This is a genomic window from Tanticharoenia sakaeratensis NBRC 103193 (assembly GCF_000963885.1).
In the GTDB taxonomy this organism is placed as follows: Bacteria; Pseudomonadota; Alphaproteobacteria; order Acetobacterales; family Acetobacteraceae; genus Tanticharoenia; species Tanticharoenia sakaeratensis.
Map to the genome: position 1 here is coordinate 1 of NZ_BALE01000040.1, position 25678 is coordinate 25678.

Consider the following 25678-nt stretch of genomic DNA (forward strand, 5'->3'; position numbering starts at 1 on the left):
AATGGGCTCACACAGGTCAGAAGCTATAGCCGTTGGTATAAGCCCAAATAAAAAGCGCCGCTCCTTTCGGAGCGGCGCTTCTTTTACAGGCTCGCTGGAGCTGAGGATCAGTCGAGGCTGATCGCTGCCGCTTCCGGACCCTTCTGGCCCTGCACGACCTTGACGTTGGTCGCCTGGCCTTCATTCAGGGACATCAAGCCCGAGCGCTCCAGAGCGGACGCGTGGATGAAGATGTCCTTGCCGCCGCTCTCCGGCGTGATGAAGCCGAAACCCTTGGTCGCGTTGTACCACTTGACGATACCGCGCACTTCCTGTGCCTGCGACAGGTCGGGAGCGGGGCGGCCGGGGCGCGGACCACCGAAGCGCGGTGCACCGCCACCGGGCGCGCCGGCGAACTGGCCACGCGGGCGCGGCGCTTCGGCCGTGCTCTCGTCGACGGAAATCACCTCGGCAACCTGGCGGCCCTTCGGACCCTGACCGATGCGCACCGCGAGCGTGGCGCCCGGGTTGACGCTGTCATGGCCGGCGCCGGACAGCGCGTTGGCGTGCAGGAACACGTCGCCCGAACCATCGGACAGTTCGACGAAGCCGAAGCCCTTCTCGCCGTTGAACCATTTCACGGTGGCGTTGAGTTCGGGACCGGACGCGATCACCTGCGGTCCGCCTTGGCGGCGCGGGGGCGCGCTGCTGGTATTACGGTCGCCGAAGGTCGGGGGCGACGACATGAAATCGTCGTCAAATCCGCCGCGGCGGGAGCGTGGGCTGCGGTCGGGTCGGTTGCTTCTCAAGGGTCTAATCCCGAAGTCTGTCGGCAGGGAGCGTTCAATCTGGCCCGCCGCACTGGGGTCTGTTACATGAAAGACGGCGACCACGACGGTCGATGCCTGTCTCACCCCTATGCTGTAGCATGATCGCGCGGTGCTTCACCACACGAAAACGCGAGACTTGCGAATTCTCGCGAGACCTGCCAGCCGCCGATATCGCGCCCCCTGCGCTTGCGCGGTCCCACATGCATGACCTAGAGAAGAAGTGTTACCGTATCGACGCGAATTCAGAAATGTCGTCGTCCGGAGCGGTGGTCAGGCTTTGGGGGCATTTCGAGAAACATGACAGCGCGTTGCATCCAGTTCAAACCGGCGCGTCAACTGACCGCCTCGATGCGGAAGGTCCTGCTGGCCTGCGTCTCTTTCGGTCTTGCAGCTGGCGTGACCGCAGGCGCGCATGCAACGCCTTTGCAGGATCCCTACGGGACCTGGACGCTGCAGGGTGAGAACGATGCCGTCTCGACCTTCAAAGGCACATCCGACCAGTATTACACGTCCGGCCTGCGGTTCAACTGGACATCCGGCACCGACAACCAGCCCAAGCCGTTCGAGGACCTGAACCATATCATTCTGGGTCAGGGCGTGACGCGCATGAGCGTCGGTGTCCAGCAGCTGATCTTCACGCCGCGCGATACCCAGGTCGCAACACCTGCGGTTGGTGACCGCCCGTATTCGAGCCTGTTGCTCGGGACGGTCAATCTTATCAACGATACGGACCTGTCACGCAGCGTGTTCGGTATCCAGTTCGGCGTGATGGGACCTGCGGGTCTGGGGCGGCAGCTTCAGAACGGCTTCCATGGCGCGATCGGCGATACAAAGAACCAGGGCTGGTCCCACCAGCTTGCGAACCAGCCCATCTTCCAGATCCAGGCGGGACGTATCTGGCGCCTGCCGATCGTGAACCTGTACGGATTTGGCGCCGATATCCTGCCAGCGGTCTCCGGAGCCGCGGGCGACTATCGTACCTATGCCGATGCCGCCGGGACGTTCCGCATCGGGCAGGGACTCGACAGCGATTTCGGCAATGCGACGATCGGGCCGGGCACTGACGGCACCGACGCATTCGTCGCCACCCGGCCGGTTGCCTGGTATTTCTATGGTGGTGTCGAAGGGCAGGCCGTGGCCTACGATTCGTCGCTTCAGGGCAGCACGGCGCGCGACAATGCGCCACACGTCGACAAGACGTGGGATGTGGGCATGATCCATGCCGGTGTCGCCGTGATGTGGCACGGCGTCCGTCTCTCCTACAGCCAGAACTGGCAGAGCGCCGAGTTCAAGACCCAGAAGGCCGGGATGTTCAACTACGGGTCGCTGAAACTGTCGGTGAAATTCTGAGCCGACGCGTCCCTGGCCGTCTCAGGCGGTCAGGGGCATGAGCCGGTCGCCGACGGGCTGGCCGAGCAGGAAACCCTGAACCTCGTCGCAGCCATGTGCGTCCAGAAACGCAAGCTGGCGCTCCGTTTCCACGCCCTTGGCGCAGCAACTGACACCCAGCGCACTTGCAAGGCGCAGCGTGGCGCCCAGGATTTCGTCAACGCGGAAGTCGCCACCAAGGCGTTGCACGAAGCTGCGGTCGAGCTTGATCTGATCGATCGGCAGCGTCCCCAGTCGGTTGAGCGAGGAGAAGCCCGCGCCGAAATCATCGAGCGCGATCCGGGCTCCAATCGCACGAACCCGCGACAACTCCTGATGCGCAATACGTGACGAGCCGAAGGAGCGGTGCTCGGACAGCTCGATCTGCAGGCGTTCCGGCGCCAGACCCGTTTCCTGCAGGACATGCTCGACGAGTCGCGCCAGCCGGCCGTTCGACAGCCAGACCGGGGAAATGTTGACACAGACACGCAGCGGCTGAGGCCACCCGACGGCGGCCCGGCATGCGCTCGTCATGCTCCAGCTGTCCAGCGCCTCAATCAGGCCAGCCTCTTCCGCGCACTGGACGAACAGGTCCGGCGAGACGGGGCCATGACCCGGTCTGTCCCAGCGGGAAAGGGCCTCGAACGCGACAACCGTCTCGCTTCCGGTCTCGATCGTCGGGAGCCAAGTGAGATGAAGGCCGTCATGATGAACGGCGTGAGAGAGATCCTGCTCGAGCGTGCGGGCTGCACGATATGATCGCGTCAGCTCTACGTTGGCGCGCTGCTCGTGGCCGCCGCCCTCCCGCACGGCCTGCGACAGCGCGGCGCTGGCGGCGCTCCGAAGGTCATCGGGCGTGTCGCCGTCCATCGGATACATGGCCCAGCCGAGCGAAACCGAGAGCCTGATTTCGAGGTCGCCGACAATGAATGGCGCGTTCATTTGCTTGAGGATCGCAACGACGCTGGACCGTGTATTGGTCGCGCTGAGATCGGTCGGTGTGATGACGGCGAGGCTGCCACCGCCATAGCGGGCGACCAGGCTGTCCGCCGGGACCGCCGTGCGAATGCGGGTGGCCACCTGTGCGATCAGGGTGTCGACGACATCCCAGCCGTGATGCGTGTTCAGGCGCGCGAGATGGTCGATGTCGATGCGGAGGAGACCGAGCGAACGTGGGCGCTGGGCCGAATCGGGACCAATCAGTGTATTGAGACGTCGGGCCGCCTCGATGCGGCCGGCTGTGTCTCCGGGCATGCCGCGCGGTACAGGCGAAGACGATACGACGCCCATAGCACACGCGCTGTCGGCCAGATCGCGCAGCGCCGGAATCTGACTGTCGTCGAAGGGATCGCCGGGCGACGAGCAGGCGACGAGCACGTCGTTCCGGGCACTTCCGTAGGACAACGGAATGCCCGCAATCGACCAGCCCCCGGCCTCCGGCGGCTCCAGAATGACCCCGTTCTCGGACGAGGCGATTTCGCGGATGGTCGCGACAGCCAGTGCGGGCACGGCACCGGCCGTGCGGAGCGAGATGACCTCGCCCTCGGACGTCAGGGACAGGATGCCGGCGGCGGGGCAGCTCAGGGCACGCATGGCGAGGCGCAGCACGAGAAGCGCCTGATCCTGGATATCCGCGGGAAGACCGTGCGCTGTCACGGGCAATACAGCCCGGACATCGAAAGACAGGCCTTGAGTGTGAATTCGATGTTCATAGGACGCACATCAGACCCTGTTCTGGGAAATTTGACCGCCGGAACGCACGGACACGCTACAGAATATCGCCTAACGGGTTAAAATACCGTTAATTGTTGTGAGGACAACCATTTTGTGGCTCATCCTGCGCTCAAAATTCGTCCCGGCGTCGCACGGTCGAACATCGCAAGAGCCAATCGTATCGCCTGACCGCGCGGCTGTTTCAATCCCGGATCCGTGTCGATCACCCGTGCGCTGTCCTGGGCCGCGAGCGTGACCAGCAGATCCAGACGTGCGCCGGTTGCCAGCCGGAAGCCCGGCAGGCCGGATTGTCGGCTTCCGGCGAGATCGCCGCCGCCCCGCGTCCGGAAGTCTTCGTCCGCGATGACGAATCCGTCCTCGGTGTCACGCAGAAGCGCCAGACGCCGCCGCCCGGTCTGCGCGGCCTGTTCATCGAAGAGCAGCAGGCAGAAGGACTGTGCGTGGCCGCGTCCGACCCGTCCGCGAAGCTGATGCAGCTGAGCGAGTCCGAATCGCTCTGCATGCTCGATCACCATGACGGAGGCGCTTGGAATGTCCACACCGACCTCGATGACGGTCGTCGCCACCAGGCAGCGCGTACGGCCCTCGCGAAACGCCAGCAGCGCGTCTTCACGCACCGCGATGTCCTGCCGTCCGTGAGCAAGCCCGATCCCGTCCGCGCCCAGCTTGGGGAAGATCTGCGTCAGCGACGCCCAGCGCGCCTCGGCCGCGGCGGCGTCCAGTTTGGCGCTTTCCTCGATCAGGGGACAGACCCAGAAGACCTGCACGCCCTGCGCCAGCGCACGACCGATGCCGGCCGTGACCTCGTTCAGCGAGGCCATCGGATGAATGGACGTTCTGACCGGCGAGCGGCCCGGCGGCTTTTCGTCCAGGCGGCTGACCTGCATGTCGCCCCATTGGGTCAGCAACAATGTGCGAGGAATAGGGGTCGCGGTCATTACGAGGATGTCGGCAGGCACGCCTGCCGACCCATCGGCACGCAACAGGCCCTTTGCGCCAAGGGCGAGGCGTTGTTCCACGCCGAAACGATGCTGCTCGTCGATGACGGCGAGCCCGAGATCGGCGAACGCGACCTTGTCCTGGAACAGGGCGTGCGTGCCGACGACGATCCGCGCACGGCCATCAGCGATCCGCGCCAGAGCCTCCCGTCGCATACGACCGGTCACGCTCCCGCTGAGGAAGGCAACCTCTGTCGGGCATAGGCGCTCGAGCGTTGCGAAATGCTGGCGGGCCAGGATTTCGGTGGGCGCCATCAGGGCTGCCTGCGCGCCCGATTCGACCGCCTGCAACATGGCGAGGGCTGCGACCAGTGTCTTACCCGCGCCGACATCGCCTTGCAGCAGGCGCATCATCTGCCGCGGCTGGGCCATGTCGTGGCCGATCTGTCCGACCGCGCGCGTTTGCGCGCCGGTGGGGGCGAAGCCGAAGCGGCGGAGCGCTTCCGTGCGCAGTGTCCCGTTGCCCGACATGGCGCGTCCGGCGCGATTGCGGGCGGCGACACGGGCGAGCGCCAGACAGAGCTGGTCCGCCAGCACTTCGTCGCAGGCGAGGCGTGACCGCGCACGCTCCGAAATGCTGGCCCAGTGCGTGGCATCGAGCACCTCGCGCACAGCACCGGGCGACTGAAGGATCCGGATGGCCTGGGCAAAACCGGGCCATCGCCGGCGCCGGACGAGCTCCTTGTCCAGCCACTCCGGAAGCGCTTCCGGTAGGCAGGCCAGCGCACGACGCATGGCGTTCGCGATTGAGGAGTGAAACACGCCTGCCGTCAGCGGCCAGACAGGATCCAGCAGCGGGATCCTCTCGATCTGTGCCGCCGGCACCACATAGTCCGGACTGCGAAAGACGATCCGGCCGGCGTACAGGTCGAACGGTCCGGACACGGCGATGACATCCCCCGCGCGCAGCCTGCGTGCCGCGTTTGGCCCGAAGAAGACGAGTTCGGCTTCGTCGGTTTCGTCGCGGACATGGACCCGAAGCGGTTGTCTGGGTCGTGCAGGGTGCGAAACCCCGGTGATTGTCGCGGTCACGGTCAGAACGGCGCCCGGCTGTCGCGCGTTTCGGGCCACGGACAGCATTACCGTGTCGCGACGGTCGATGACATCGGTCGGCAGGTGGAAGAGCAGGTCGACGACGCGGTTGCCGCCGACGAGCTTCGTCAGCAGCGGGGCCAGGCGGGGTGGGATGCCCGTGAGCCCGGACAGCGGCGCGAGCAGGGGCGCGATTTCGGCGACGGGATCGCGAATCGTGGCCGGCTGTACGTCCGGGATGGGCTGACAGGTCATGGCGGCAAGGCTATAGGACAACGCCGGAATGGAACAAAACGAAACCGTGGCCAGGGCGCGGATATGCCGCGTGGCATCGGCCCGAGACGAATGGCAGGCAAAGAGCGCACGATGAGCGAGACGGAACTGACGTTCGGCCATCTCGAGGCTGACCGCTCGATGTGGGGCCCGACGGTCTGGGGGGTGCCGGACGGCTATGTGCCGCTTCTCCTCCGGCGGCGTGTCGGCGAGCACGACGGCCCGGTGGTACACGTCGCACGGGACGACGCGGCAATGGCTGCCATTGCCGAAATCCTGTCATTCGCGGCGCCCGAGATCGAGGTTGTCCGCTTTCCCGCGTGGGACTGCCTGCCGTATGACCGGGTCTCGCCGAACCCCGCGATCGTTGCCGAGCGCGCCGGCGCACTGACGCGGCTGCTGGAACCAGCACCTGCGGGGCGCATCGTCCTGACCACGATCGGTGCGCTGATCCAGCGTGTGCCGCCGCGTGCCGCCTATGCGGGACAGTCATTGTCCGTGGCTGCAGGGGAGACCCTCGATCAGGCCTTCCTGATGGAGCTGCTGGTCGCCAATGGCTACAGCCGCACGGATACAGTCATGGAGCCGGGCGAGTTCGCGACGCGGGGCGGCATCTTCGATCTGTTTCCCGCAGCCGAATCCGAGCCGGTCCGTCTCGATCTCTTTGGTGACGAGGTCGAGAACATCCGGCGGTTCGATGTGACGACGCAGCGGTCCACGGAAGCGATCGATCGCCTCATCCTGCGTCCCGTGGCCGAATTCGCGCTCGACGCTGCCAGTGTCAGCCGGTTCCGTACAGGCTATCGCGAGGCCTTCGGCAGTGCCGCGATGGGCGACGTGCTGTACGAGAACGTCTCCGACCAGCGTCGCTATCCAGGGATCGAGCACTACCTTCCGCTGTTCCACGACAAGATGGAAACGCTGCTCGACTACCTGCCGGGCGCCTTCATCAGCTTCGATCAGCAGGCGCCGGAGGCGTTCGCGCGGCGGATCGAGATGATCGCCGATCACTACGAAGCGCGTCGCACGCCTGCGCGCGAGGGCGAGATGCCATACCGGCCGCTGCTGCCGTCGGCGCTCTATCTCGATCGGGTCGATCTGCGCGAGACGCTGGCGCGCGGGCCGTGTGCCCTGTTCAGCCCCTTCGCACAAGCCGAAGGCGCGTCGGGGATCGACGCTGGCGGGCGGCCCGCGCCGATCTTCGCGCAGAGCACGAAGGATCGTGCGGCCAGCGAAGGTGGGCGGGAAAACGTCTTTCCGTTCCTTGCGGAGCGGGCTGCGGCATGGGCCCAGCAGCGCCGGGCGACGTTCGTCACAGCGTGGACACGCGGCTCGCGCGAGCGGATCGCCAGCCTTCTGCGCGAACATGGCATAGCGAGCGCGTTCTGCGACGACTGGGCGCAGGTGCGCGCCCTGCCACCGGGACCGGCCGCGAAGCCCGTGATCGGCCTCGTGCTGCTCGGGCTCGATCGCGGTTTCGTTGCCGACGACATGGCGTTCGTCTCCGAGCAGGACCTGCTGGGCGAGCGAATCGCGCGGCCGCAGCGCAAGCGCCGCCGGGCGGCACAGTTCATTTCGGAAGCCTCCGAGATCGCGGAAGGCGATCTGGTCGTCCATCAGGACTACGGCATCGGACGCTACGAAGGGCTCGAGACCGTGAGCGTCGGCACCGCGCCGCACGACTGTCTGCGGCTGCTGTATGATGGCGGCCAGAAGCTGTTCCTGCCGGTAGAGAATATCGAACTGCTGTCGCGTTTCGGTTCGGAGCAGTCGGGTGTCGCACTCGACAAGCTCGGCGGCATGGCCTGGCAGGCCCGCAAGTCCAAGATGAAGTCGCGTATCCGCGACATGGCGGGCGAACTGATCCGGACGGCGGCCATGCGCGCCATGCGTGACGCGCCGACGCTCGCGCCGGCGGAAGGTCTGTGGGACGAGTTCTGCGCCCGCTTCCCGTTCGTGGAGACCGATGACCAGAGCCGCGCGATCGCGGATGTTCTGGAGGATATGTCGGCGGGCCGTCCCATGGATCGGCTCGTCTGCGGGGATGTGGGCTTCGGCAAGACCGAGGTGGCGCTGCGCGCCGCATTCGTCGCTGCCCTGTCGGGTGTCCAGGTTGCGGTGGTGGTGCCCACGACGCTGCTCGCGCGCCAGCATTTCCGCACCTTCACCGCGCGCTTCGATGGCTTTCCGGTCCGGATCGGGCAGCTGTCGCGTCTGGCAACCGCCAAGGAGGCCTCTGAGACGCGCAAGGGGCTGGCTGACGGCACGGTGGACATCGTGGTCGGAACCCATGCGCTGTTGGCTAAGACGATCTCCTTCGCCGATCTCGGCCTGCTCATCATCGACGAGGAGCAGCATTTCGGCGTCGGTCACAAGGAAAAGCTCAAGGCGCTGCGCGAGGATGTGCACGTGCTGACGCTCTCGGCAACGCCGCTGCCGCGCACGCTCCAGCTCTCGCTGACCGGCGTGCGGGAAATGAGCCTGATCGCGACCCCGCCGACGGACCGCCTTGCGGTGCGCACGTTCATCACGCCGTTCGACAGCGTGATGATCCGCGAGGCGATCCAGCGCGAGCGGTTCCGTGGCGGGCAGATCTTCTGCGTGGTCCCGCGGATCGAGGACATGGACCGCATGGCGGCCCGCCTGACCGAAATCGTGCCGGATGCGAAGACGGTGCAGGCGCATGGACGCCTCACACCTTCCGAGCTGGAACGGGTCATGACCGAGTTCTCGGAAGGCCGGTATGACATCCTGCTGTCGACCAACATCGTCGAGAGCGGGCTCGACATGCCCGCCGTCAATACGCTCATCATCCACCGGGCGGACATGTTCGGTCTGGGCCAGCTCTATCAGCTCCGCGGGCGGGTCGGGCGCGGCAAGCAGCGCGGCTATGCCTATCTGACCTGGCCGCAGACCCGCAGCCTGTCGCCGGCGTCGGAAAAGCGGCTCGAAGTCATGCAGACGCTCGACACGCTGGGGGCCGGGTTCACGCTGGCCTCGCACGATCTCGACCTGCGCGGCGCGGGCAATCTGCTGGGCGACGAGCAGTCCGGGCATATCAAGGAGGTTGGCATCGAGCTGTATCAGCAGATGCTTGAGGATGCCGTCACCGAGATGCGGGCGCAGAAGGATCGCAAGCGGATCGAGGACGAGGACTGGACGCCCAATATCGTACTCGGCCTGCCGGTGCTGATTCCGGAAACCTATGTGCGCGACCTGCCCGTGCGACTTGGTCTGTATCGTCGCATTGCGGGTCTGGACGGGGAAGCCGAGGTCGAGGCGATGCGGGCCGAGCTGATCGACCGCTTCGGCTCCTTGCCGCCGGAGGTCGAGAACCTGCTGGATGTCGTGGCGATCAAGCGTCTGTGCCGCCGTTCGGGCGTCGAGCGGCTGGAAGCCGGGCCGAAGGGCATGGTGATCCAGTTCCGCGGCAAGTCGTTCCGCAATCCGGGCGGGCTCATCGCGTGGGTCGGCAAGAATGCCGCCGCAGGGGCCAAGCTGAGGCCGGACCACAAGCTTGCCATCGTGCGGGAGATGACGAACGCACAACGTGTTACGCAGGCGAAAAAGGTGGTGGGTGTCCTGCACCGGCTCGTCGAAAAAGCCGAGGCCGTCTGATCGCGGCAGGCTCGGTATGCGTGGCTCTGGAAAGGATGACGGATGGCGCAGAACATCTATGATGATCCGGAGTTCTTTGCGGGCTACAGCACGTTGCCGCGTCAGGTCCACGGTCTGGACGGCGCGCCCGAGTGGCCGGCGATTGCTGACATGCTTCCACCTCTGGCGGGTGCACGCGTAGCGGATCTCGGTTGCGGGTTCGGCTGATTCGCCCGCTGGAGCCGGGCGCAGGGTGCCGCGTCCGTGCTCGGCCTTGATCTGTCACGGAACATGCTGGCGCGGGCCCGCGAAATGACGTCGGACTCCGCGATCGATTATCGAACTGCCGATCTGGAAACAGCGACGCTCCCGTCCGCAGCCTTCGATCTCGTCTACAGCGCCCTGGCGTTTCATTACGTGGCGGACTTTCCGCGCCTTGTGCGGGAGATCCATCAGTCGCTGGCGCCGGGGGGCGCGCTCGTTTTCACCATCGAGCACCCGATCTATATCGCTGCCGCCGACCCTCGATGGGAACTTGACCGTCAGGGGCGCAAGACATGGCCAGTCAACGGCTATGCTACCGAGGGAGAGCGGCGCACGGACTGGTTCGCACCGAACATCCTGAAATATCATCGGATGCTTGGAACGACGTTGAACATTCTCCTCGACGCGGGATTTTCGCTGCGACGGGTCGAGGAATTCGCGCCGACGGATGAGCAGATCGCAGCCCAACCGACGCTCTCGGAAGAGCGGGAGCGACCGATGATGCTGCTGATTTCCGCACTGCGCCCCTGAGCCAAACCTGTCTGATGCGGTTCATGCGCGGGAAGCCGGCGGGATTAGACTAAGTTCGAGTTTTGTGGAACTATTGACGCGCTGACTGAAACCACGCGGAGCCTTCCGTGTTCGGTCGGATATCAACGTCATCAGGAAAAGGTTTGCGCCATGCTGCAACTCGATCTGTCGGGCAAGACAGCGCTCGTCTCCGGTGCCACGTCCGGTATCGGACTTGCGATCGTCAAGCGTCTCGCGGAAGCTGGTGCCAGGGTCATTCTGACCGGTCGCGGGCAGGGCCGGACGGAGGAGGCGGCCGAAGGGATACGCCGGGACGTTCCGGGTGCCAACGTCATTGGCTTCGTCGCCGATCTGGGAACGGAGGAAGGTGCCGCCGCCGTCATTGACGCCCACCCCGCCGTGGACGTTCTCGTCAACAATCTCGGGATCTTCACACAGGGTGCGTTTGAAGACACGCCCGACTCAGAGTGGCAGCGCTTCTTCGACATCAACGTCATGAGCGGCGTGCGGCTGACGCGGCACTATCTGCCCAAGATGGTCGAGCGGAAGTGGGGACGGGTCGTGTTCATCTCGTCCGAGTCCGGCTTCAACATTCCGCCCGACATGATCCATTACGGGTTCACCAAGGCTGCGCAGATCGCGATCGCGCGCGGAATCGCCGAGAGCGTGCCCGGGACAGGAGTGACGGTGAATTCCGTGCTGCCGGGGCCGACGCGCACGGAAGGCGTGCTGGAAATGTTCCGTCAGGCCGCCGAAAAGACCGGCAAGACAGCGGAAGAGATCGAGGCGAGCTTCATTCCGCAACACCGGTCGAGTTCCCTGATCCAGCGTCTGATCGAGCCGGAGGAGGTCGCGAACATGGTCGCCTATGTCTGCTCGCCGCTTGCCTCCGCGACGTCGGGTGCCGCGCTGCGTGCCGAAGGCGGCCTGCTCCGCAACCCCGGTTGAGGATACGTGCCCCGGTCGCTCAGTGAACGCTGAGCGGCAGGGGGATATTGTTGATCAGGATCAGATCGTCCGCATACTTGATGTCCCAACTCGTCTGGTCACCCGAACGGTGGCCCACCAGCTGGCCGACGGACATCGCGGTCGTCAGCATCGACTGTCCGCTATGACGTGCGACGTCGATCAGCGCGGGCAGGTTCGTGACGGTGACCCGGCCATCGGCGTTCGTGTCATGCGGATCCGGCGCGACGGTCGCACGCCCGTTCCCTTCCAGGGTCACATCTCCCGATGGCGCCGGGACCGTGACGTGCAATGCGCGGACCGTGACGGGAATCGGGGTGCTCAGTCCTCCGATGCTCGCAATCGCACTGGCAGGCGCGGAAAGATCCACGGAGGCCTGGCTCGGTATCACGCGATCCGCGCCGGTCTCGGCAACGCCATTGGCCGTTGCAGTCAATCGCAGCAAGCCGCTGCCGTCATCGGGGCGGACGTTCGCGGCGATTTCCGTCGCCGTCATGGTGTGCGCGCCATGCTGCAGGGCCACGCCGCGCCATACGATATGTGGCGCAGCACCTGCCGCGACATCTGACGACAACGTGTGCGCCAGTGCGCTCGTGGTCGCGTCCTGGCATCCTGCGGGCGTGCGGCCTCCCGCGGCCGACACCGCGCCGAGCGCTGCCAGGGCCGCAAGGCCGCGCGCATCGGATGCGGAAAGATGATGGCCCGGATCGTCGACGTCGAGACGGGAGATCGTCAGCCGGATATCGGTGCCCGGAACGGTTGCGATATATTGCGTCGCATCGAACGCACCTTCGCCGCTCTGGGCGGAGTCGGTTGCGATCTGCAGGCATGACGTCGGAAGCGGCGGGGTGGCATCGACAACAGGCGCGGGCGCGGCCTGCACCCTTGTTTCCGGTACCGGTTGAGGAGCAACCGGCGCCGCCGGTTTGGGCTGCACGGGTGTAGGCTGTGCAGGGACCGGCTGCACAGGCACGGTCGCGGGTGCCTGTGCTTGAGGCACGCCCGGCTGTGTCGTGTCGTTCTGCGTGGCTCCCGGTCGCGTTGTCTTCGATGGGGCAGCCGTGTCGCTGGTTGCCTGATTCGACGTGGGCGCCGTGACAGACGGCGTTGCGGGAACGGCCGACACCGCTGGTGCGGTCGTGGAAGACAATGATTGCGACTGGACCGGTGCGCTCGCGCTGGAGGCGCTGTCCGTTGCCTGCGGCACCGGCGCGGCAAGGGCTGTCGTGGTCAGCATCAGCGGCAGGAAGGCACGAAGCGGGCGAGCGACAATCATCCGCATGATCTGGCCCGAATCTCGTCTTCCCGCAATCCTTGAACCATGAAGGCGCCATGGTGCCAGCCATGTCGATGCGTCATCACGTGCGCCAGAATGCGTCCGCGACGAGGCTCTGGACCGTCGCCAGTTCGCCCTGCATTCCGTCCAGAAACTCGTGCAGGCCGCGAATGATGATTTCTTCCATCGTCTGTCCGCTCAGCAGCGCACGCAGATGCTCGACGCGTTCGATGATAGGGGCGGCGCGGCGGAGGCCATGGTCGGTACGCAGCAGACCCAGGGCGTGATGGATATGGCGCAGGGCTGTTGCAAGCGACCGGGGAAAGGCTTCGTTCATCAGCAGGAAGCCCGCGACCCCGGCCGGATCCATCCGGGTTGGCATCAGACGGCGGAACGCGTGATAGCCTGCCGCCGACCGCAGCACGGCCGTCCACTGGCTCAGATCGGTCTCCGAACCGATGCCTTCCGCGGTCGGCAGGAGCGCGTGGTATTTGATGTCGATCAGGCGTGTTGTCTGGTCCCCACGCTCGATCTGCTTGCCGATTGCGTAGAAAAGCCATGCCTGGTCGCGATACAGCGTGCCTTCGGTCACGCCGGTATGGGTCTGGCAATCCTGCTTGATGCGGGTGCATAGCTGCGACAGGCGGGCCAGCGGAATGTCGTCGGCGCGGAGGCTGAGGATGAAGTTGGTGAAGACGTTCAGCTGCGTCCACATCTCGGTCGAGATCAGCGGTCGCAATGCGCGGGCATTCTCGCGCGCCGCGCTGGCCAGACACCAGATTGAGTTCGGATTGTCGCGGTTGAGGACATAGAAGCGGATGATGGTCTCGGCCGTCACACGATCGTATTGGGAGCGGAACACCTCGTCATCGCAGTTGATGTCGATGATGCACTGCCATCCATTGGTCGCCGAGCGCAGCCGCACGAAGACTTCCGTGACCTCGATCAGCCGCGCGAGGTTCTCGATGCGCTCCATGTAGCGCGCCAGCCAGACCATGCTCTCCGCATAGCGCGACAGAAGCATATTCGGCATGGGGTCCATCAGCGGCATCATGACGCCAGCACCCATGTGTCCTTCGAGCCGCCGCCCTGCGACGAATTGACCACGAGCGATCCGCGACGCAGTGCAACGCGCGACAGGCCGCCCGGCAGAACCCAGCTTTCGGACCCGGTCAGCGTGAAGGGTCGCAGGTCGACATGGCGGGGTTCGAGACGGCCATCGATCAGGGTCGGCGCGGTCGAGAGCTGGATGACGGGCTGGCTGATGTAGTTGTCGGGATCGTCTTTCAGCTTGATCCGAAATGCGTCGAGTTCGGCCTGCGTCGCATGCGGGCCGATAATCATGCCGTAGCCGCCTGATTCGCCGACCGGCTTGACGACAAGTTCGGCGAGATGGTCGAGCGTATACTGCAGGTCCTCGGGCTCGGCGCAGATCCGCGTCTCGACATTGTCGAGGATCGGTTCCTCGGCGAAATAGTAGCGGATCATGCGAGGGAGATAGGCGTACACCGCCTTGTCGTCCGCGACCCCCGTGCCGATCGCATTGGCCAGCGTCACGTTCCCGGCCTTGTAGGCGCGCATCAGGCCGGGCACGCCGAGAAGACTGTCGGGATGAAAGGCTTCGGGATCGAGGAAGGCATCATCGATCCGGCGATAGATGGCATGAACGGGCCGGGGACCCGAGATCGTCCGCATGAAGACGCGGTCGTCATCGACGAACAGATCCCGCCCTTCGACCAGTGGCACGCCCATCTCCCGGGCCAGGAAGACATGCTCGAAATAGGCCGAGTTGTAGGTGCCGGGTGACAGGAGGACGATCCCCGGATGATCGATTCCGGGCGGTGCGACGGACGCGAGCGTCTGCTGGAGGCGCAGGCCGTATTCATCGACAGGCTGGATATCAAGCTCTGCACCCAGATCGGGCATGCAGCGGCGCATCATGTGCCGGTTCTCGATCACGTAGCTGACGCCGGAGGGGGTGCGGGCGTTGTCCTCGAGGACTACGAACTTGCCGCTCTGATCCCGGATGATGTCCGTGCCGCATATATGCACGTAGGTGCCACATGGCGGATCGAACCACCGCATCTCCGGGCGGAAATTCGGATTGTCGAGCACGAGGGAGGCCGGGATGATGCCGTCGGTAATGACGCGCTGCTCGTGATAGATGTCCCACAGGAACCGGTTGAGCGCATTGACCCGCTGGCGCAATCCGCGTTCGAGGTGGGTCCATTCGGCTGCCGTGATGACGCGGGGGATCAGGTCGAACGGCAGGATGCGGTCGATCGCATCGCGCTCCGTGTATACGGTGAAGGTGATCCCGAGGTTGAACAGCTCCGCTTCGGCGATTCGCGCACGCTCGGCCAGTCGTGCCGGATCCATGTTCGAAAGCCGCTCGCGCAACATCTCGATGACAGGGGGCGCATCGCCACGCCTGGTAAATTCGCAGAAGGTTTGTCCGGCGTCGTATCCGTCGAGCAGGCGCTGCGGTGGTGCGGTCTGTTGCTGGGTCTGGCCGCTGTCCGACGTCATCATGGTTCCTTCTCGCGGCGTTCCGTCTTCTCATAGTCAGAGCGTTACGCATTCGAAAGCAAGCGCTTTTAAAGCCTATACGGCATGCTTTCCCTGAAGTTGCGCAGCGTCGTTAGGGAAGCCTTAACGAAGGGCGGATACACATATCGGTCGGGCGTGCCGGGCAGGGGAGAGCGAGGTGTCCACAAGCGTTTCGGCCATGCCGGCGATCCCGCAATATCTGGCGGATATCAAGGACGAGACGAAGGCTGCCAACGCTTACGCCAGGACGAGTCCCCAGACTCAGGGTGATCTGGCAGCGTTTCAGAAAGTCGCGCCGGACATCCAGTCGGCCCAGGATCTTCTCGGCAATTACCGCGCGCTCAATGTCGTTCTGTCAGCCTACGGGCTGTCGTCGTTGTCCGGCCAGACGGCTGTCGTGCGGGATCTGCTGACCCAGTCGCCGACATCATCATCGTCGCTTGCCGCGAAGTCGGGGAATGCTGCCTGGAAGTCATTTGCCGAAGCGTTTTCCAGCTGGTCGCCGTCGCCTTTTTCGTCGAGTTCCACGGTCGACGCCATTTCCCAGAAATATGTCACGGCCCAGTTCGAGCAGAACGCCCAGACCGAGACGCCGGGTCTTGGGAACGCCCTGTATTTTACCCGCGCGATGCAGGGTGTTACGAGCCTTCAGCAGATTATGGGCGACTCGACCTTGTTGAAGGTCGCGGAAACCGTTGCAGGCTTCGATCCGACGCAGTTTGGCGCGCTCGATTACAATGAACAGGTGCGGCTGCTGACGCCCAAGATCAACATGTCGGATTTTTCGACACCGGCCGGCATCCAGAAATACGCCGAACAATATCTGGCCATCCTGCAGTTCCAGCCCGAAGCGACCACGACGCCCGCGACGATGTTGAGTCTCTATGGTGCGTCCAGCGACAACAACAGTATCGTTTCACTGTTCACGGGCTCGGGCAGCGGCACATCGCTGCTTTCACTGTTCAGCTGACTGGAGTCGGGCCGTCCGGCGAACTAGGGTGCGCTCCGCAGATAACGGAGGCATGCATGGCTGGGCTGGATCCCGCGGACTGGACATCGTTGCGTGCGCTGGGCCACCGGATGCTGGACGACATGTTCGACCGGGCGGAACGGGCAGGCGAGGGGCCGGTCTGGCAACCCATGCCGCAGGCGGCTCGCAGCGACGTCCGGAATGCGCAACTGCCACGGCAGGGCGCGGCGCTGCCGGACGTCTATGATCGTTTTCAGTCGCTCGTGGCACCTTACCCGACCGGGAACACGCATCCGGGATTCATGGGCTGGGTGCATGGGGGCGGCACGATGCCCGGCATGCTGGCGGAGATGCTGTCGGCGGGGCTGAACATGAACTGCGGCGGTCGCGATCACGCGGCCGTCGAGGTGGAACGCACCGTGATCGGCTGGGCGGCCGAGATGGTCGGGATGCCGTCGAACAGTTCCGGCGTGCTCGTCACCGGATCGTCGATGGCGAATTTCATCGCGGTGATCACGGCCTCCCGCAAGGCGGACCCCGCTTTTCGGTCGCGGGGCGTGGGCGCGGCTTCACTGGTCGGCTATGCGGCAGCGACGGCGCATGGCTGCGTGGCCCGCGCGTTCGATCTGGCAGGCTTTGGCACGGACGCGCTGCGGATCGTACCCACAGACGCACAGCATCGCATGCGGGCTGATGTGCTGGCAGAGATGATCGACGCCGACAGGGCTGCAGGCCTGCGACCGTTCATGGTCGTTGCCACGGCGGGAACGGTCGATTGCGGTGCTGTCGATGACCTTCAGGCCCTGGGGAGTGTCGCGCGCGATCACGGGCTCTGGTTTCATGTGGACGCGGCATTCGCGGCGCTCGCGCGGCTTTCGCCGACCTATGGACCGCTTCTGGATGGAATCGAGAAAGCCGACAGTCTGGCCTTCGATTTCCACAAATGGGCCCAGGTTCCGTACGATTGCGGCTGCATCCTGGTACGTGATGCGGAAGCACATGCGGCCGCATTCGCGCAGTCGCTCGATTATCTGACCCGCGCGGAGCGTGGGCTTGCGGGCAATGCGCCGTGGTTCTGCGATTTTGGACCGGATCTCTCGCGCGGCTTCCGGGCGCTGAAAGTCTGGATGACGCTTCAGCATTTCGGCGCTGGTGGGATGGCGGAGGTCGTGGATCGGTCCTGCGCCGTGGCGCGCCATATCGAAGCCCGCGTTCTGGCCGAGCCTGTGTTCGAGCTTCTGGCGCCTGTCACGCTGAACATCGTCTGCTTCAGTGTTCGCGATCTGGACGACACGCAGGTCGCGTCACTGATCGAGGATCTGCATGAGAGCGGAATCGCCGCACCGTCGACGACCCGCATCGCCGGCAGGCTCGCGATCCGGGCGGCGATCGTCAATCACCGGACGACCGATCGGGATGCCGACCGGATGCTCGACGAGGTTCTCCGCCTGGCGGTGCTCAGGCGAACAGTTCGCTGAGCTTGAGCATCATCGTGCCGCCGAGTTCTTCGGCGTTACTGAGCGTGACACTGCTGCGATAGTAGCGTGTCACATCATGGCCGATCCCGATCGCGACGAGTTCCACGTCCCGGCTGCTCTCGATCGTCTCGATGACGTCGCGCAGATGCTGTTCGAGATAGTTGCTGGGATTGGCCGAGAACGTGCTGTCGTCCACCGGCGCGCCGTCGGAGATCACCATGAGGATGCGCCGGTGCTCGCTGCGGCGGCGCAGGCGACGGTAAGCCCACTGCAGGGCTTCGCCGTCGATGTTCTCCTTCAGCAGGCCTTCGCGCAGCATCAGTCCAAGATTGCGCCGTGAGCGGCGCCACGGGCTGTCGGCCGCCTTGTAGATGACGTGACGCAAATCGTTCAGGCGTCCGGGCTGCTCGGGACGGCCGGCCTTGACCCATTTCTCGCGGCTCATGCCGCCTTTCCATGCACGCGTCGTGAAGCCCAGTACCTCGACCTTCACACCGCAGCGCTCCAGCGTGCGGGCCAGGATGTCGCCGCACATGGCCGCAACCGTAATCGGCCGACCCCGCATCGATCCGGAATTGTCGATCAGCAGGGTCACGACGGTATCGCGGAACTCCGCCTCGCGCTCGTTCTTGTAGGACAGGGACAGCGTCGGGTTGACGACGACGCGCGACAGACGCCCGGCGTCGAGGATGCCTTCCTCAAGATCGAACTCCCAGGAGCGCTGCTGCTGGGCCATGAGCTTGCGCTGCAGACGGTTGGCCAGACGGGACACCACGCCCTGCAGGCTTGCGAGCTGCTGGTCCAGCTGCTGCCGGAGCCGGTCGAGTTCGCCCGTGTCGCAAAGCGCTTCCGCGCCGATCTCTTCGTCGAACTCGGTCGTGAAGGCCTTGTATCGTGGGATCGGTGCGAAATCCGCTTCCGGAAGGTCGTCACCTGCCTGCGGGCCGGCCGGCTGCTCGGATCCCGTTGCGTCTTCGCCCGGTTCGCCGTCGCCTTCCTGCGCTTCCTCGCCCTCGGCGGCTTCGGGCTGCGCCGCCTGGTCCTCGTCGAGCCCCGGCTGAGGCTGCTCCATCGCCTGGCCTTCGGGCGTGTCATCGTCAGGCGATTCGTCCTCGCCGGCGTCGTCAGGCGTAGTTTCGGTTTCCTCGGCCGGCACTTCGGTCAACTCGCAGGCACCGAGCAGCGCACCGGACGCGCGTGCGAATGCGGCCTGATCGCCCTGCGTGCGCGCCATGTCGGCAAGAGCCTTGTGGGCCTCGGGCGTCAGCGCCTCCCGCCACGCGGCAAGGGCGGGACCTGCTTCGCGCGGCGCCGGCGTTCCGGTCATCGCCTCGCGTGCCAGCAGGCCAAGCGCCATCGAAGCCGGCATGTCCGACTGCTGGGTCATGCGTGCGCACCCAGCAGCACGGCATTCCTGCGCCCATTTCGCGTCCAGATTGGCCTGAACACCTGCCATATGCCGTGCGCCGAAGCTCTCGCAGCGCGCATGTTCGATTGCCAGGAACGCATCACGTGCCGCAGTCTCCGGCGGCGCGAGACGCGCATGCAGCGCGCGGTCATGGTGACGGATCCACAGGGCCGCGCTGTCGGCCGCAGCCCGGACCTTCGCGATCTCCACCGCTGGCATGCCACGCGGCACGAACGGCAACTGAACCGCACTTTCGCCCGGCTTCGCAGGTGCGTTCGCCGCACCCTGGAACGAGACCATCGTCTCCGGCTCGCCGCCCATGGCGCGCAGCGTTGCGGCCGTTACGCGGCGGAATGCCTCGCTGGCTTCATCGCCGGGCGGCGTCGGCACCTGGCCCGGCCGGCCGGCGTCCGTTGCTTTCGGCGCGACCGCCGGAGCTTTCGGAATCGGACGTCTGGACATGAAATCAGGCCAGCGGGTTCTGGTTGAAGCAGCGCTGGTAGTATTCGGCGACGATCGAACGCTCTGCCTCGTCGCACTTGTTCAGGAACGTCACACGGAACGCATAGACAAGATCGCCGAAGATGCGCTCGTTCTCGGCCCATGCAATGACCGTGCGAGGGGACATCACGGTCGAAATGTCGCCCGCGATGAAGCCCGCGCGCGTAAGATTGGCCAGCGCCACCATGCGCTCGATCTGCTGACGTGCAGCCGGCTTTTCGGCGTCGGCACCGATCTTGGCGCGCACGATCGCCGCCTCCTGCTCGATCGGCAGGTAATTCAGCGTAGTGACCACGCTCCAGCGGTCCATCTGACCCTGATTGATCTGCTGCGTGCCGTGATACAGCCCGGTCGTGTCACCCAGGCCTACGGTGTTCGCCGTGGCGAAGAGGCGGAATGCCGGATGCGGACGAATCACGCGGTTCTGGTCGAGCAGCGTGAGATGACCTTCGACCTCCAGCACACGCTGGATGACGAACATCACGTCGGGGCGGCCCGCATCGTATTCGTCGAACACCAGTGCGCAGGGATGCTGCAGGCTCCACGGCAGCAGGCCTTCGCGAAACTCGGTCACCTGCTTGCCGTCCCGCAGGACGATCGCATCCTTGCCGATGAGATCGATGCGCGAGATGTGACTGTCGAGGTTGATGCGTACGCAGGGCCAGTTCAGGCGGGCCGCGATCTGCTCGATATGCGATGACTTGCCAGTGCCATGGTAGCCCTGGACCATGACGCGGCGGTTGTAGGCGAAGCCTGCCAGGATGGCGCGCGTCGTGTCGCTGTCGAAGCGGTAGGTCGTATCGATATCAGGCACATGTTCGGTACGGACCGAAAACGCCGGGACCTCCATGTCGAAATCGACGCCGAACGTCTCGCGGGCCGAGACCTTTACATCGGGAAGGCCAAGCACGGAGGTCGGCGGTGCGCCGCCATCGTGGGTCGTGACGGCTTCCGGTGTATCGGTGGCTGCGAAGTCATTCATGAGATGCTGGTCCAGTTTCGTCTGTCTGTCATATGGCGGTGGTGTCCACCGAATTCAGCTGGCGGTCTGCAGATCGGGGCGTGCGGTTGCAAGGTGGGCCCGCACCGCAGTGTAGGCCACGTTGATCTCCTTGAGGCGTTCTTCCGCAGCGCGGTCACCGCCATTCGCGTCCGGATGATGTTGCCGGGCAAGAGATTTGTAACGCGACTTCAGCTCGTCGAGCGACAACGGCCAGCCAAGCCCGAGCGTGTCCAGCGGCTGGCGCAGGGGCTCCGGCGCCCGTGGGCGGCCAGCCTCGCGGGCGCGCGCCTGGTCCGCGCGTTGCTGGCGCCCGGCGCCCAGGATGTCCAGCGGGTCCAGGACCTCGTCTTCGTCAAAGACGGCGCCGCCGCGATTGCCCAGCCGCCAGGTCGGCCGCTGCCACGAGGTGTCGGCGCGGATATGGGCCTCGATCTGGCCGGGCGTCATGCCCTTGTAATAGTCCCATTTCGCATTGTACTCGCGGACGTGCTCGAGGCAGAACCAGAAATACTGGTTCAGCGCATCGCGCCCGCGCGGCGCGCGATAGCCCGCCGGCTGGTCACAACCGGGCATGTCGCAGCACTGCTGGGGAGCGTTCGGGTCAGGGTCGAACGCACGATGTCGGGTTGCCTTGCGTATCATGGTTGGACGTTTATGTGCGTCGCGAGCCGGATGACGCAAGGTCTGCCTTGGCAGCATCGGCAGAGAAGGAAAGCGGGAAAACAATGGCGCATGTTCACGGCACCGGAGATGACGGAACGACAGGGCGGGGCGACGGCCCGCGTGCACGCCGGATCGCGGCCATTCTGCGCGATGCGTTGGCGCCCACGGTTCTGGACGTGCAGGACGACAGCGCGCGCCATGCCCATCATGCCGGCATGCGGGGCCATCCCGAGGGGAGCGAGACGCATTTCGATGTGCTCGTGACCAGTGCGCGCTTCGAGGGGCTGAGCCGGGTCCAGCGCCATCGTCTCGTACACGATCTGCTGAAGGACGAGTTCGCGACCGGGCTGCATGCCCTGTCCCTGCATCTCGACGTGGCAGATCACGCATGAGGCGGGCTTTTCAGATCGTCGCCCAGATCGTCGCACTGGCGGCACTCGCGGGCTGTGCGCAGGGCGGCCTGTCGGGTCTGCCGTCCGATCAGCAGGCCGATGCGCGGCGTGTCGAGCGCTACTTCGCCGCCATGGGGCCGATGCGTGCCCAGGTGGTGCAGACCTGGCCGGATGGTTCGGCAAGCACCGGCACACTGGATTACGTGCCGGGGATGATGCGCGTCGATTATGGCGCGCCGCGTCCGATGCAGATGGTCGCAGGTCACGGCCATATCGTCGTTCAGGATGCAGCCAGCGGTTCGCTGACGAGGCTCTCGCTGTCGCGCAATCCGCTCGGCCTGTTGCTGCGCACTCCGGTCCGCTTCGATCGCGGGATCGCCGTAACATCGGTGCAGCGTGGGCGGGGCTGGCTGCAGTTGTCCGTCAGCGAGGCGGATAATCCGTCTCAGGGGCGGCTGACCCTGCAATTTGCCGACGCGGCCACAGGCCTTTCGCTGCTCGGGCTGGATGGCGTCGATGCCCGCGGCCACGAGCTTGTGCTTCACTTCACTGGCTGGACGAAGGTCGCGGGCTTCCCGGAGGGAACGTTCAACGACCCGCAGTGAGGTCGGGACGAGGCGCGGAGCCGAACACAACAGGCCAGGCCTCGGCCAGGGCTCGATCAAGATCGGCCATAGTCAGGTCCGGTCTGATTTTGGCCAGACTGGTGACGCCGAATTCCGGAAGGCCGCACGGCACGATACCGCCGAAATCGCTCAGGTCCGGGTCGCAATTAATCGAAACCCCGTGCCAGGACACCCATCGACTGATCCGCACGCCGATCGCGGCAATCTTGGCCTCACGGCCGTTTTCCACATCGTGCGTCCAGACGCCCACACGGCCTTCGCGAACGAACGAGACGACGTCGAGACGTCGGAGCGTCTCGATCAGCCAGGCCTCGAGGGACGCGACATAGGCCCTGACGTCTTTCGGTCTGAGGGGAGGGGACGGATTGGCCAGGTCAAGCATGACATAGGCGATTCGCTGTCCCGGCCCGTGATAGGTCCATTGACCGCCTCTTCCGGCCGCGTAGGTCGGAAAACCCCGCGGATTGAACAGATCCTCCGGCCGCGCCGACGTTCCGGCCGTGTAAAGTGGCGGATGTTCCAGCAACCATACCTGCGGCGCGGCTGTCCCGGCACGAATGGCGGCCACGCGTTCGGCCATCGCGTTCTGTGCTGTCTCGTAGTCGACCAGCGTTTTTTCAGTTCGCCACGAGATTTCGTTCAGAATCGTATCTGTGGCGATTGCGGGCATGCTGCGCATCGGTTATAGGCCCCTCCACCGAGCGGTATCACCCATCAGGGCACTGCTTGTCACGATGCGGTCGTGGCGGAATGGTAGACGCGCAAGCTTGAGGTGCTTGTGGGGGCAACCCCGTGGAAGTTCGAGTCTTCTCGACCGCACCAGATGATCCCATATGGATCATCTCACTCTGATACCCCGATCGATTGACGCCTTGCGTCATCGATCCGGGTTTTCACGAAAAAATCAGATCACGAACTGCAACGGTTACGCGATGTAACCGTTGTGCAATCGGCGTTATGCGGCATCTGCCATGATGTTGCCGCACCATGCCCGCAGGTAGGTTGGCACGGCCAGACCAGCTTGCTTGCCAGCACCGGTTGCGCCCGTTAAGGCGGAAATCAGGTGGGCGTGCGTCGTCGTGAGTTTCGGTAACATTGTTGCCGGGCTGATGGGGGCGTAGTTTGCGTTTGCTGTCGTCTCATCATCTCGTGCGGCGATGTCGCGTGTCGACGTCCGCCTTAGTCTATTGAGAGGTTTCGTGATCAAGCCCCTGAAAAAAGCAGTTCTGCCGGTCGCCGGCCTCGGCACGCGTTTTCTCCCCGCGACCAAGGCGATGCCGAAGGAAATGCTGCCTGTCGTGGACAAGCCGCTGATCCAGTATGCGATCGACGAGGCGCGCGAAGCCGGAATCGAGGAATTCTGCCTGATCACCGGACGGGGCAAGGACAGCCTCATCGACTATTTCGACATCGCATTCGAGCTTGAGACCACGCTGCGCGAGCGCGGCAAGAAGTCCGCTCTGGAAGCGCTGGAGCCGAGCGGTATCCCGGCAGGCTCGATGGTCGCCGTGCGTCAGCAGGAGCCGCTTGGTCTGGGCCACGCCATCTGGTGTGCGCGGTCGTTCATCGGCAATGACCCGTTCGCGATCCTGCTGCCGGATGACATCGTCCAGAGCGGTCGCAGCTGCGTCGCGCAGCTGGTCGATGCCTACAACACGACGGGCGGCAATGTCGTGGCCGTCACGGAAGTGCCGAAGGAACATACCAACCGTTACGGGATTCTCGAGACCGGTGCCGATGATGGTCGTATGGTCGAGGTCAAGGGACTGGTTGAGAAGCCGGATCCGAAGGATGCGCCGTCCAACCTGTCGATTATCGGCCGGTATGTTCTTATGCCTGAGGTGATGAAGTATCTCGCGAAGCTCGAGCGTGGTGCCGGCGGTGAGGTTCAGCTGACGGACGCGATGGCCAAGATGATCGGCGAAGTGCCTTTCCATGGCCTTCGTTACGAAGGAACGCGTTTCGACTGCGGCGACAAGGCAGGCTTCCTTGAGGCGCAGATCGCGTTCTCGATCAATCGTCCCGACCTTGGCGCCGCGGTTCGCGAGTTTCTGAAGAAATACACTGCGGCCTGATTGCAGTCACGTCCAATACGGTCTCGGGTCTCCACGTTTGGATGTCATGTCCAGCCGGAGGCCTGAGAGCGAGCGTCAGTTTCTTTGCCTGTGCGATACAACATTCGTATCTGATGGATTGGATCAGCCCGGAGTCCGGACAGGCCCTATGTCTGCGGCCCGACGTAAATAGGTAATGGTCGTATCCAGTGCGCAGTCGGCATTCAGTACAAGCGCGCCACGTTTAACGGTGTCGCGAACGGCGAAACCGGGCATCCGCACAGGTGCTGTAATCAATTTTGTCCTCTGCATATTTTAGCAGATAGTTGAAGAGCGCCATCAATATGTGCGGCATCGGACGTTCGCTTTAAGCGACAGCAGTCTCTCGCTGCCCTCCAGCCGCGGCTCATCAGATCGACCCTTCAGCAGCTGCGTATTGTCAGGCCTCGAATTGTTTATCCCGATAGCGCCGCTTATGTCCCGATTTCGCCGTCATGTGCATGAGAACGCTTATGTATTGGCACTGCCGACTGGCTGAAGCGTGTGTCTGAGTAAGCAAAATCCTGAATATCAAGGCTTTTCGGTGCGGCGGCGGATAGGGTTTTCCAAGTCCGGGAGTGAAGACGCTATCATGTGCGTCCGGGCTTGATCCGCGACTAGTGTTTCTAACATGCAGTATCAGGTGGCCGACTGGCATCCCCTTCGAAGAACTCGCTGCTGCGGTGAATCGGATGTTTTCAGAGCGGGATGTCATGCTTGCGGAGCGCCAGCGCGGTCGAATTGCGCCGAGCGTCAGCAAACATTGCAGCTTCAGCCAATCAGCCCGTGTCGACTGCTCGTATCGCATATCCAGAGACCGGGAAGGAACTGACAACGTGATCACTACGGATACCGGAGTCTGAGATATGGATGGCAAACTCCGTCTGCAGCCATTTCGATCGTTTCTCGAGCCGGGTCAGTATGTCGCGCATCCTGACCACCCCGAGTGGGGCTCGGGGCAGGTTCAGTCTGCTGTGTCATCGCGCGTAACAGTAACATTCGAAAATGTCGGCAAGGTCGTCATCGATGCGTCCCGCGTGAGCCTTCAGATAATGTAACGGAATCATTCGAAAATCTTCTTACAGTGAGTCGATCGTAACGGGCCGCCCAAGTCGTTGCGTCTTTGCCACAGTATGTAGCTTTGTG

20 protein-coding genes, 1 tRNA gene and 1 pseudogene are annotated in these 25678 nt (G+C 64.3%); 12 read left to right on the top strand and 10 right to left on the bottom strand.

The window, feature by feature from the left end:
- Positions 1–107: 107 nt before the first annotated feature.
- Positions 108–788 carry a cold-shock protein gene (locus B8446_RS16730; RefSeq protein ID WP_084712320.1) on the bottom strand — a complete coding sequence of 227 codons (681 nt, stop codon included), beginning with the start codon at positions 786–788 and terminating at the stop codon, positions 108–110.
- Positions 789–1157: 369 nt separating this feature from the next.
- Here B8446_RS16730 and B8446_RS12540 point away from each other — a divergent pair, with 369 nt between their 5' ends.
- The gene (locus B8446_RS12540; protein ID WP_048850164.1) at positions 1158–2159 is read left to right on the top strand and encodes a lipid A deacylase LpxR family protein; all 1002 of its coding nucleotides are present in this window, start codon (positions 1158–1160) and stop codon (positions 2157–2159) included.
- A gap of 21 nt (positions 2160–2180) precedes the next feature.
- On the opposite strand, the gene B8446_RS12545 is transcribed toward B8446_RS12540, so the two are convergent.
- On the bottom strand, positions 2181–3833 hold the full coding sequence (locus tag B8446_RS12545) for a putative bifunctional diguanylate cyclase/phosphodiesterase (protein ID WP_148505983.1): 1653 nt from the start codon (positions 3831–3833) through the stop codon (positions 2181–2183).
- Positions 3834–4009: 176 nt separating this feature from the next.
- Positions 4010–6196 (bottom strand): ATP-dependent DNA helicase RecG, encoded by a 2187-nt coding sequence (gene recG, locus B8446_RS12550; RefSeq protein WP_048850168.1) that lies wholly within the window; start codon positions 6194–6196, stop codon positions 4010–4012.
- Positions 6197–6355: 159 nt separating this feature from the next.
- On the opposite strand from recG, the gene mfd reads away from it, so the two are divergent.
- The 4 genes and pseudogenes from mfd (at position 6356) to B8446_RS12565 (ending at position 11554) form a co-directional block, all read left to right on the top strand.
- Entirely contained in the window at positions 6356–9832 is a 3477-nt protein-coding gene (gene mfd / locus B8446_RS12555) for a transcription-repair coupling factor (protein WP_241767782.1), read from the top strand.
- A gap of 42 nt (positions 9833–9874) precedes the next feature.
- Positions 9875–10039, top strand: coding sequence for a hypothetical protein (locus B8446_RS16635; protein ID WP_241767775.1), 165 nt, complete (start codon positions 9875–9877; stop codon positions 10037–10039).
- 12 nt (positions 10040–10051) lie between these two features.
- Positions 10052–10606, top strand: a pseudogene (locus B8446_RS12560) (class I SAM-dependent methyltransferase); the annotation flags it as partial.
- Between the two features lie 153 nt (positions 10607–10759).
- Entirely contained in the window at positions 10760–11554 is a 795-nt protein-coding gene (locus tag B8446_RS12565) for an SDR family NAD(P)-dependent oxidoreductase (RefSeq protein ID WP_048850170.1), read from the top strand.
- 19 nt (positions 11555–11573) lie between these two features.
- Here the strand turns inward: B8446_RS12565 and B8446_RS12570 are convergent, their stop codons facing one another.
- From B8446_RS12570 to B8446_RS12585, 3 genes are all read right to left on the bottom strand, one after another.
- A complete protein-coding gene (locus B8446_RS12570) occupies positions 11574–12854 on the bottom strand; it encodes a hypothetical protein (protein WP_148505984.1) in 1281 nt (426 codons plus the stop codon).
- Positions 12855–12930: 76 nt separating this feature from the next.
- Positions 12931–13881, bottom strand: coding sequence for an alpha-E domain-containing protein (locus tag B8446_RS12580; protein ID WP_373277149.1), 951 nt, complete (start codon positions 13879–13881; stop codon positions 12931–12933).
- 17 nt (positions 13882–13898) lie between these two features.
- Positions 13899–15377 carry a circularly permuted type 2 ATP-grasp protein gene (locus B8446_RS12585; RefSeq protein WP_053053865.1) on the bottom strand — a complete coding sequence of 493 codons (1479 nt, stop codon included), beginning with the start codon at positions 15375–15377 and terminating at the stop codon, positions 13899–13901.
- Between the two features lie 178 nt (positions 15378–15555).
- Here B8446_RS12585 and B8446_RS12590 point away from each other — a divergent pair, with 178 nt between their 5' ends.
- Positions 15556–16368: a DUF1217 domain-containing protein gene (locus B8446_RS12590; protein ID WP_048850134.1), complete on the top strand. Its 813-nt coding sequence runs from the start codon at positions 15556–15558 to the stop codon at positions 16366–16368.
- 56 nt (positions 16369–16424) lie between these two features.
- Positions 16425–17846 (top strand): pyridoxal phosphate-dependent decarboxylase family protein, encoded by a 1422-nt coding sequence (locus tag B8446_RS12595; RefSeq protein ID WP_048850137.1) that lies wholly within the window; start codon positions 16425–16427, stop codon positions 17844–17846.
- Here the strand turns inward: B8446_RS12595 and B8446_RS12600 are convergent.
- Genes B8446_RS12600 through B8446_RS12610 form a run of 3 tightly spaced genes read right to left on the bottom strand, consistent with a single transcriptional unit; the run spans position 17827 to position 21400 of the window.
- The gene (locus B8446_RS12600) at positions 17827–19716 is read right to left on the bottom strand and encodes a cobaltochelatase CobT-related protein (protein WP_084712321.1); all 1890 of its coding nucleotides are present in this window, start codon (positions 19714–19716) and stop codon (positions 17827–17829) included. The two genes, B8446_RS12595 and B8446_RS12600, sit on opposite strands and share 20 nt — an antisense overlap.
- A gap of 4 nt (positions 19717–19720) precedes the next feature.
- Positions 19721–20737, bottom strand: a complete 1017-nt coding sequence (cobS, locus tag B8446_RS12605) for a cobaltochelatase subunit CobS (protein ID WP_048850138.1) — start codon at positions 20735–20737, stop codon at positions 19721–19723.
- A gap of 54 nt (positions 20738–20791) precedes the next feature.
- Positions 20792–21400: a J domain-containing protein gene (locus tag B8446_RS12610; protein WP_048850140.1), complete on the bottom strand. Its 609-nt coding sequence runs from the start codon at positions 21398–21400 to the stop codon at positions 20792–20794.
- 83 nt (positions 21401–21483) lie between these two features.
- Here B8446_RS12610 and B8446_RS12615 point away from each other — a divergent pair, with 83 nt between their 5' ends.
- Entirely contained in the window at positions 21484–21813 is a 330-nt protein-coding gene (locus tag B8446_RS12615; RefSeq protein ID WP_048850142.1) for a BolA family protein, read from the top strand.
- On the top strand, positions 21810–22418 hold the full coding sequence (locus B8446_RS12620) for a LolA family protein (protein ID WP_048850144.1): 609 nt from the start codon (positions 21810–21812) through the stop codon (positions 22416–22418). The genes B8446_RS12615 and B8446_RS12620 overlap by 4 nt, the downstream gene beginning before the upstream one ends.
- On the opposite strand, the gene lipB is transcribed toward B8446_RS12620, so the two are convergent.
- Positions 22402–23109: a lipoyl(octanoyl) transferase LipB gene (lipB, locus tag B8446_RS12625; RefSeq protein ID WP_148505985.1), complete on the bottom strand. Its 708-nt coding sequence runs from the start codon at positions 23107–23109 to the stop codon at positions 22402–22404. The two genes, B8446_RS12620 and lipB, sit on opposite strands and share 17 nt — an antisense overlap.
- A 66-nt stretch (positions 23110–23175) precedes the next feature.
- Here lipB and B8446_RS12630 point away from each other — a divergent pair.
- The 3 genes from B8446_RS12630 to B8446_RS12640 all read left to right on the top strand — a co-directional run bounded on the left by B8446_RS12630 (position 23176) and on the right by B8446_RS12640 (position 25590).
- Positions 23176–23261 (top strand) — tRNA-Leu (locus B8446_RS12630).
- Positions 23262–23638: 377 nt separating this feature from the next.
- Complete coding sequence (galU, locus tag B8446_RS12635; protein ID WP_048850146.1) at positions 23639–24514, top strand: UTP--glucose-1-phosphate uridylyltransferase GalU; 876 nt, start codon at positions 23639–23641, stop codon at positions 24512–24514.
- An 884-nt stretch (positions 24515–25398) separates the two neighbouring features.
- Complete coding sequence (locus tag B8446_RS12640) at positions 25399–25590, top strand: DUF3553 domain-containing protein (protein WP_048850149.1); 192 nt, start codon at positions 25399–25401, stop codon at positions 25588–25590.
- Positions 25591–25678: the final 88 nt, after the last annotated feature.

Bases quoted from the DNA above. Each gene is read 5' to 3' on its own strand.
- B8446_RS12540 (WP_048850164.1), top strand. From the start codon at position 1,158: ATGCGGAAGGTCCTGCTGGCCTGCGTCTCTTTCGGTCTTGCAGCTGGC.
- recG (WP_048850168.1), bottom strand. From the start codon at position 6,196: ATGACCTGTCAGCCCATCCCGGACGTACAGCCGGCCACGATTCGCGAT.
- mfd (WP_241767782.1), top strand. From the start codon at position 6,356: ATGTGGGGCCCGACGGTCTGGGGGGTGCCGGACGGCTATGTGCCGCTT.
- B8446_RS16635 (WP_241767775.1), top strand. From the start codon at position 9,875: ATGGCGCAGAACATCTATGATGATCCGGAGTTCTTTGCGGGCTACAGC.
- B8446_RS12570 (WP_148505984.1), bottom strand. From the start codon at position 12,854: ATGCGGATGATTGTCGCTCGCCCGCTTCGTGCCTTCCTGCCGCTGATG.
- B8446_RS12580 (WP_373277149.1), bottom strand. From the start codon at position 13,881: ATGCCGAATATGCTTCTGTCGCGCTATGCGGAGAGCATGGTCTGGCTG.
- B8446_RS12585 (WP_053053865.1), bottom strand. From the start codon at position 15,377: ATGACGTCGGACAGCGGCCAGACCCAGCAACAGACCGCACCACCGCAG.
- B8446_RS12595 (WP_048850137.1), top strand. From the start codon at position 16,425: ATGGCTGGGCTGGATCCCGCGGACTGGACATCGTTGCGTGCGCTGGGC.
- B8446_RS12600 (WP_084712321.1), bottom strand. From the start codon at position 19,716: ATGTCCAGACGTCCGATTCCGAAAGCTCCGGCGGTCGCGCCGAAAGCA.
- cobS (WP_048850138.1), bottom strand. From the start codon at position 20,737: ATGAATGACTTCGCAGCCACCGATACACCGGAAGCCGTCACGACCCAC.
- B8446_RS12610 (WP_048850140.1), bottom strand. From the start codon at position 21,400: ATGATACGCAAGGCAACCCGACATCGTGCGTTCGACCCTGACCCGAAC.
- B8446_RS12615 (WP_048850142.1), top strand. From the start codon at position 21,484: ATGGCGCATGTTCACGGCACCGGAGATGACGGAACGACAGGGCGGGGC.
- B8446_RS12620 (WP_048850144.1), top strand. From the start codon at position 21,810: ATGAGGCGGGCTTTTCAGATCGTCGCCCAGATCGTCGCACTGGCGGCA.
- lipB (WP_148505985.1), bottom strand. From the start codon at position 23,109: ATGCCCGCAATCGCCACAGATACGATTCTGAACGAAATCTCGTGGCGA.
- B8446_RS12640 (WP_048850149.1), top strand. From the start codon at position 25,399: ATGGATGGCAAACTCCGTCTGCAGCCATTTCGATCGTTTCTCGAGCCG.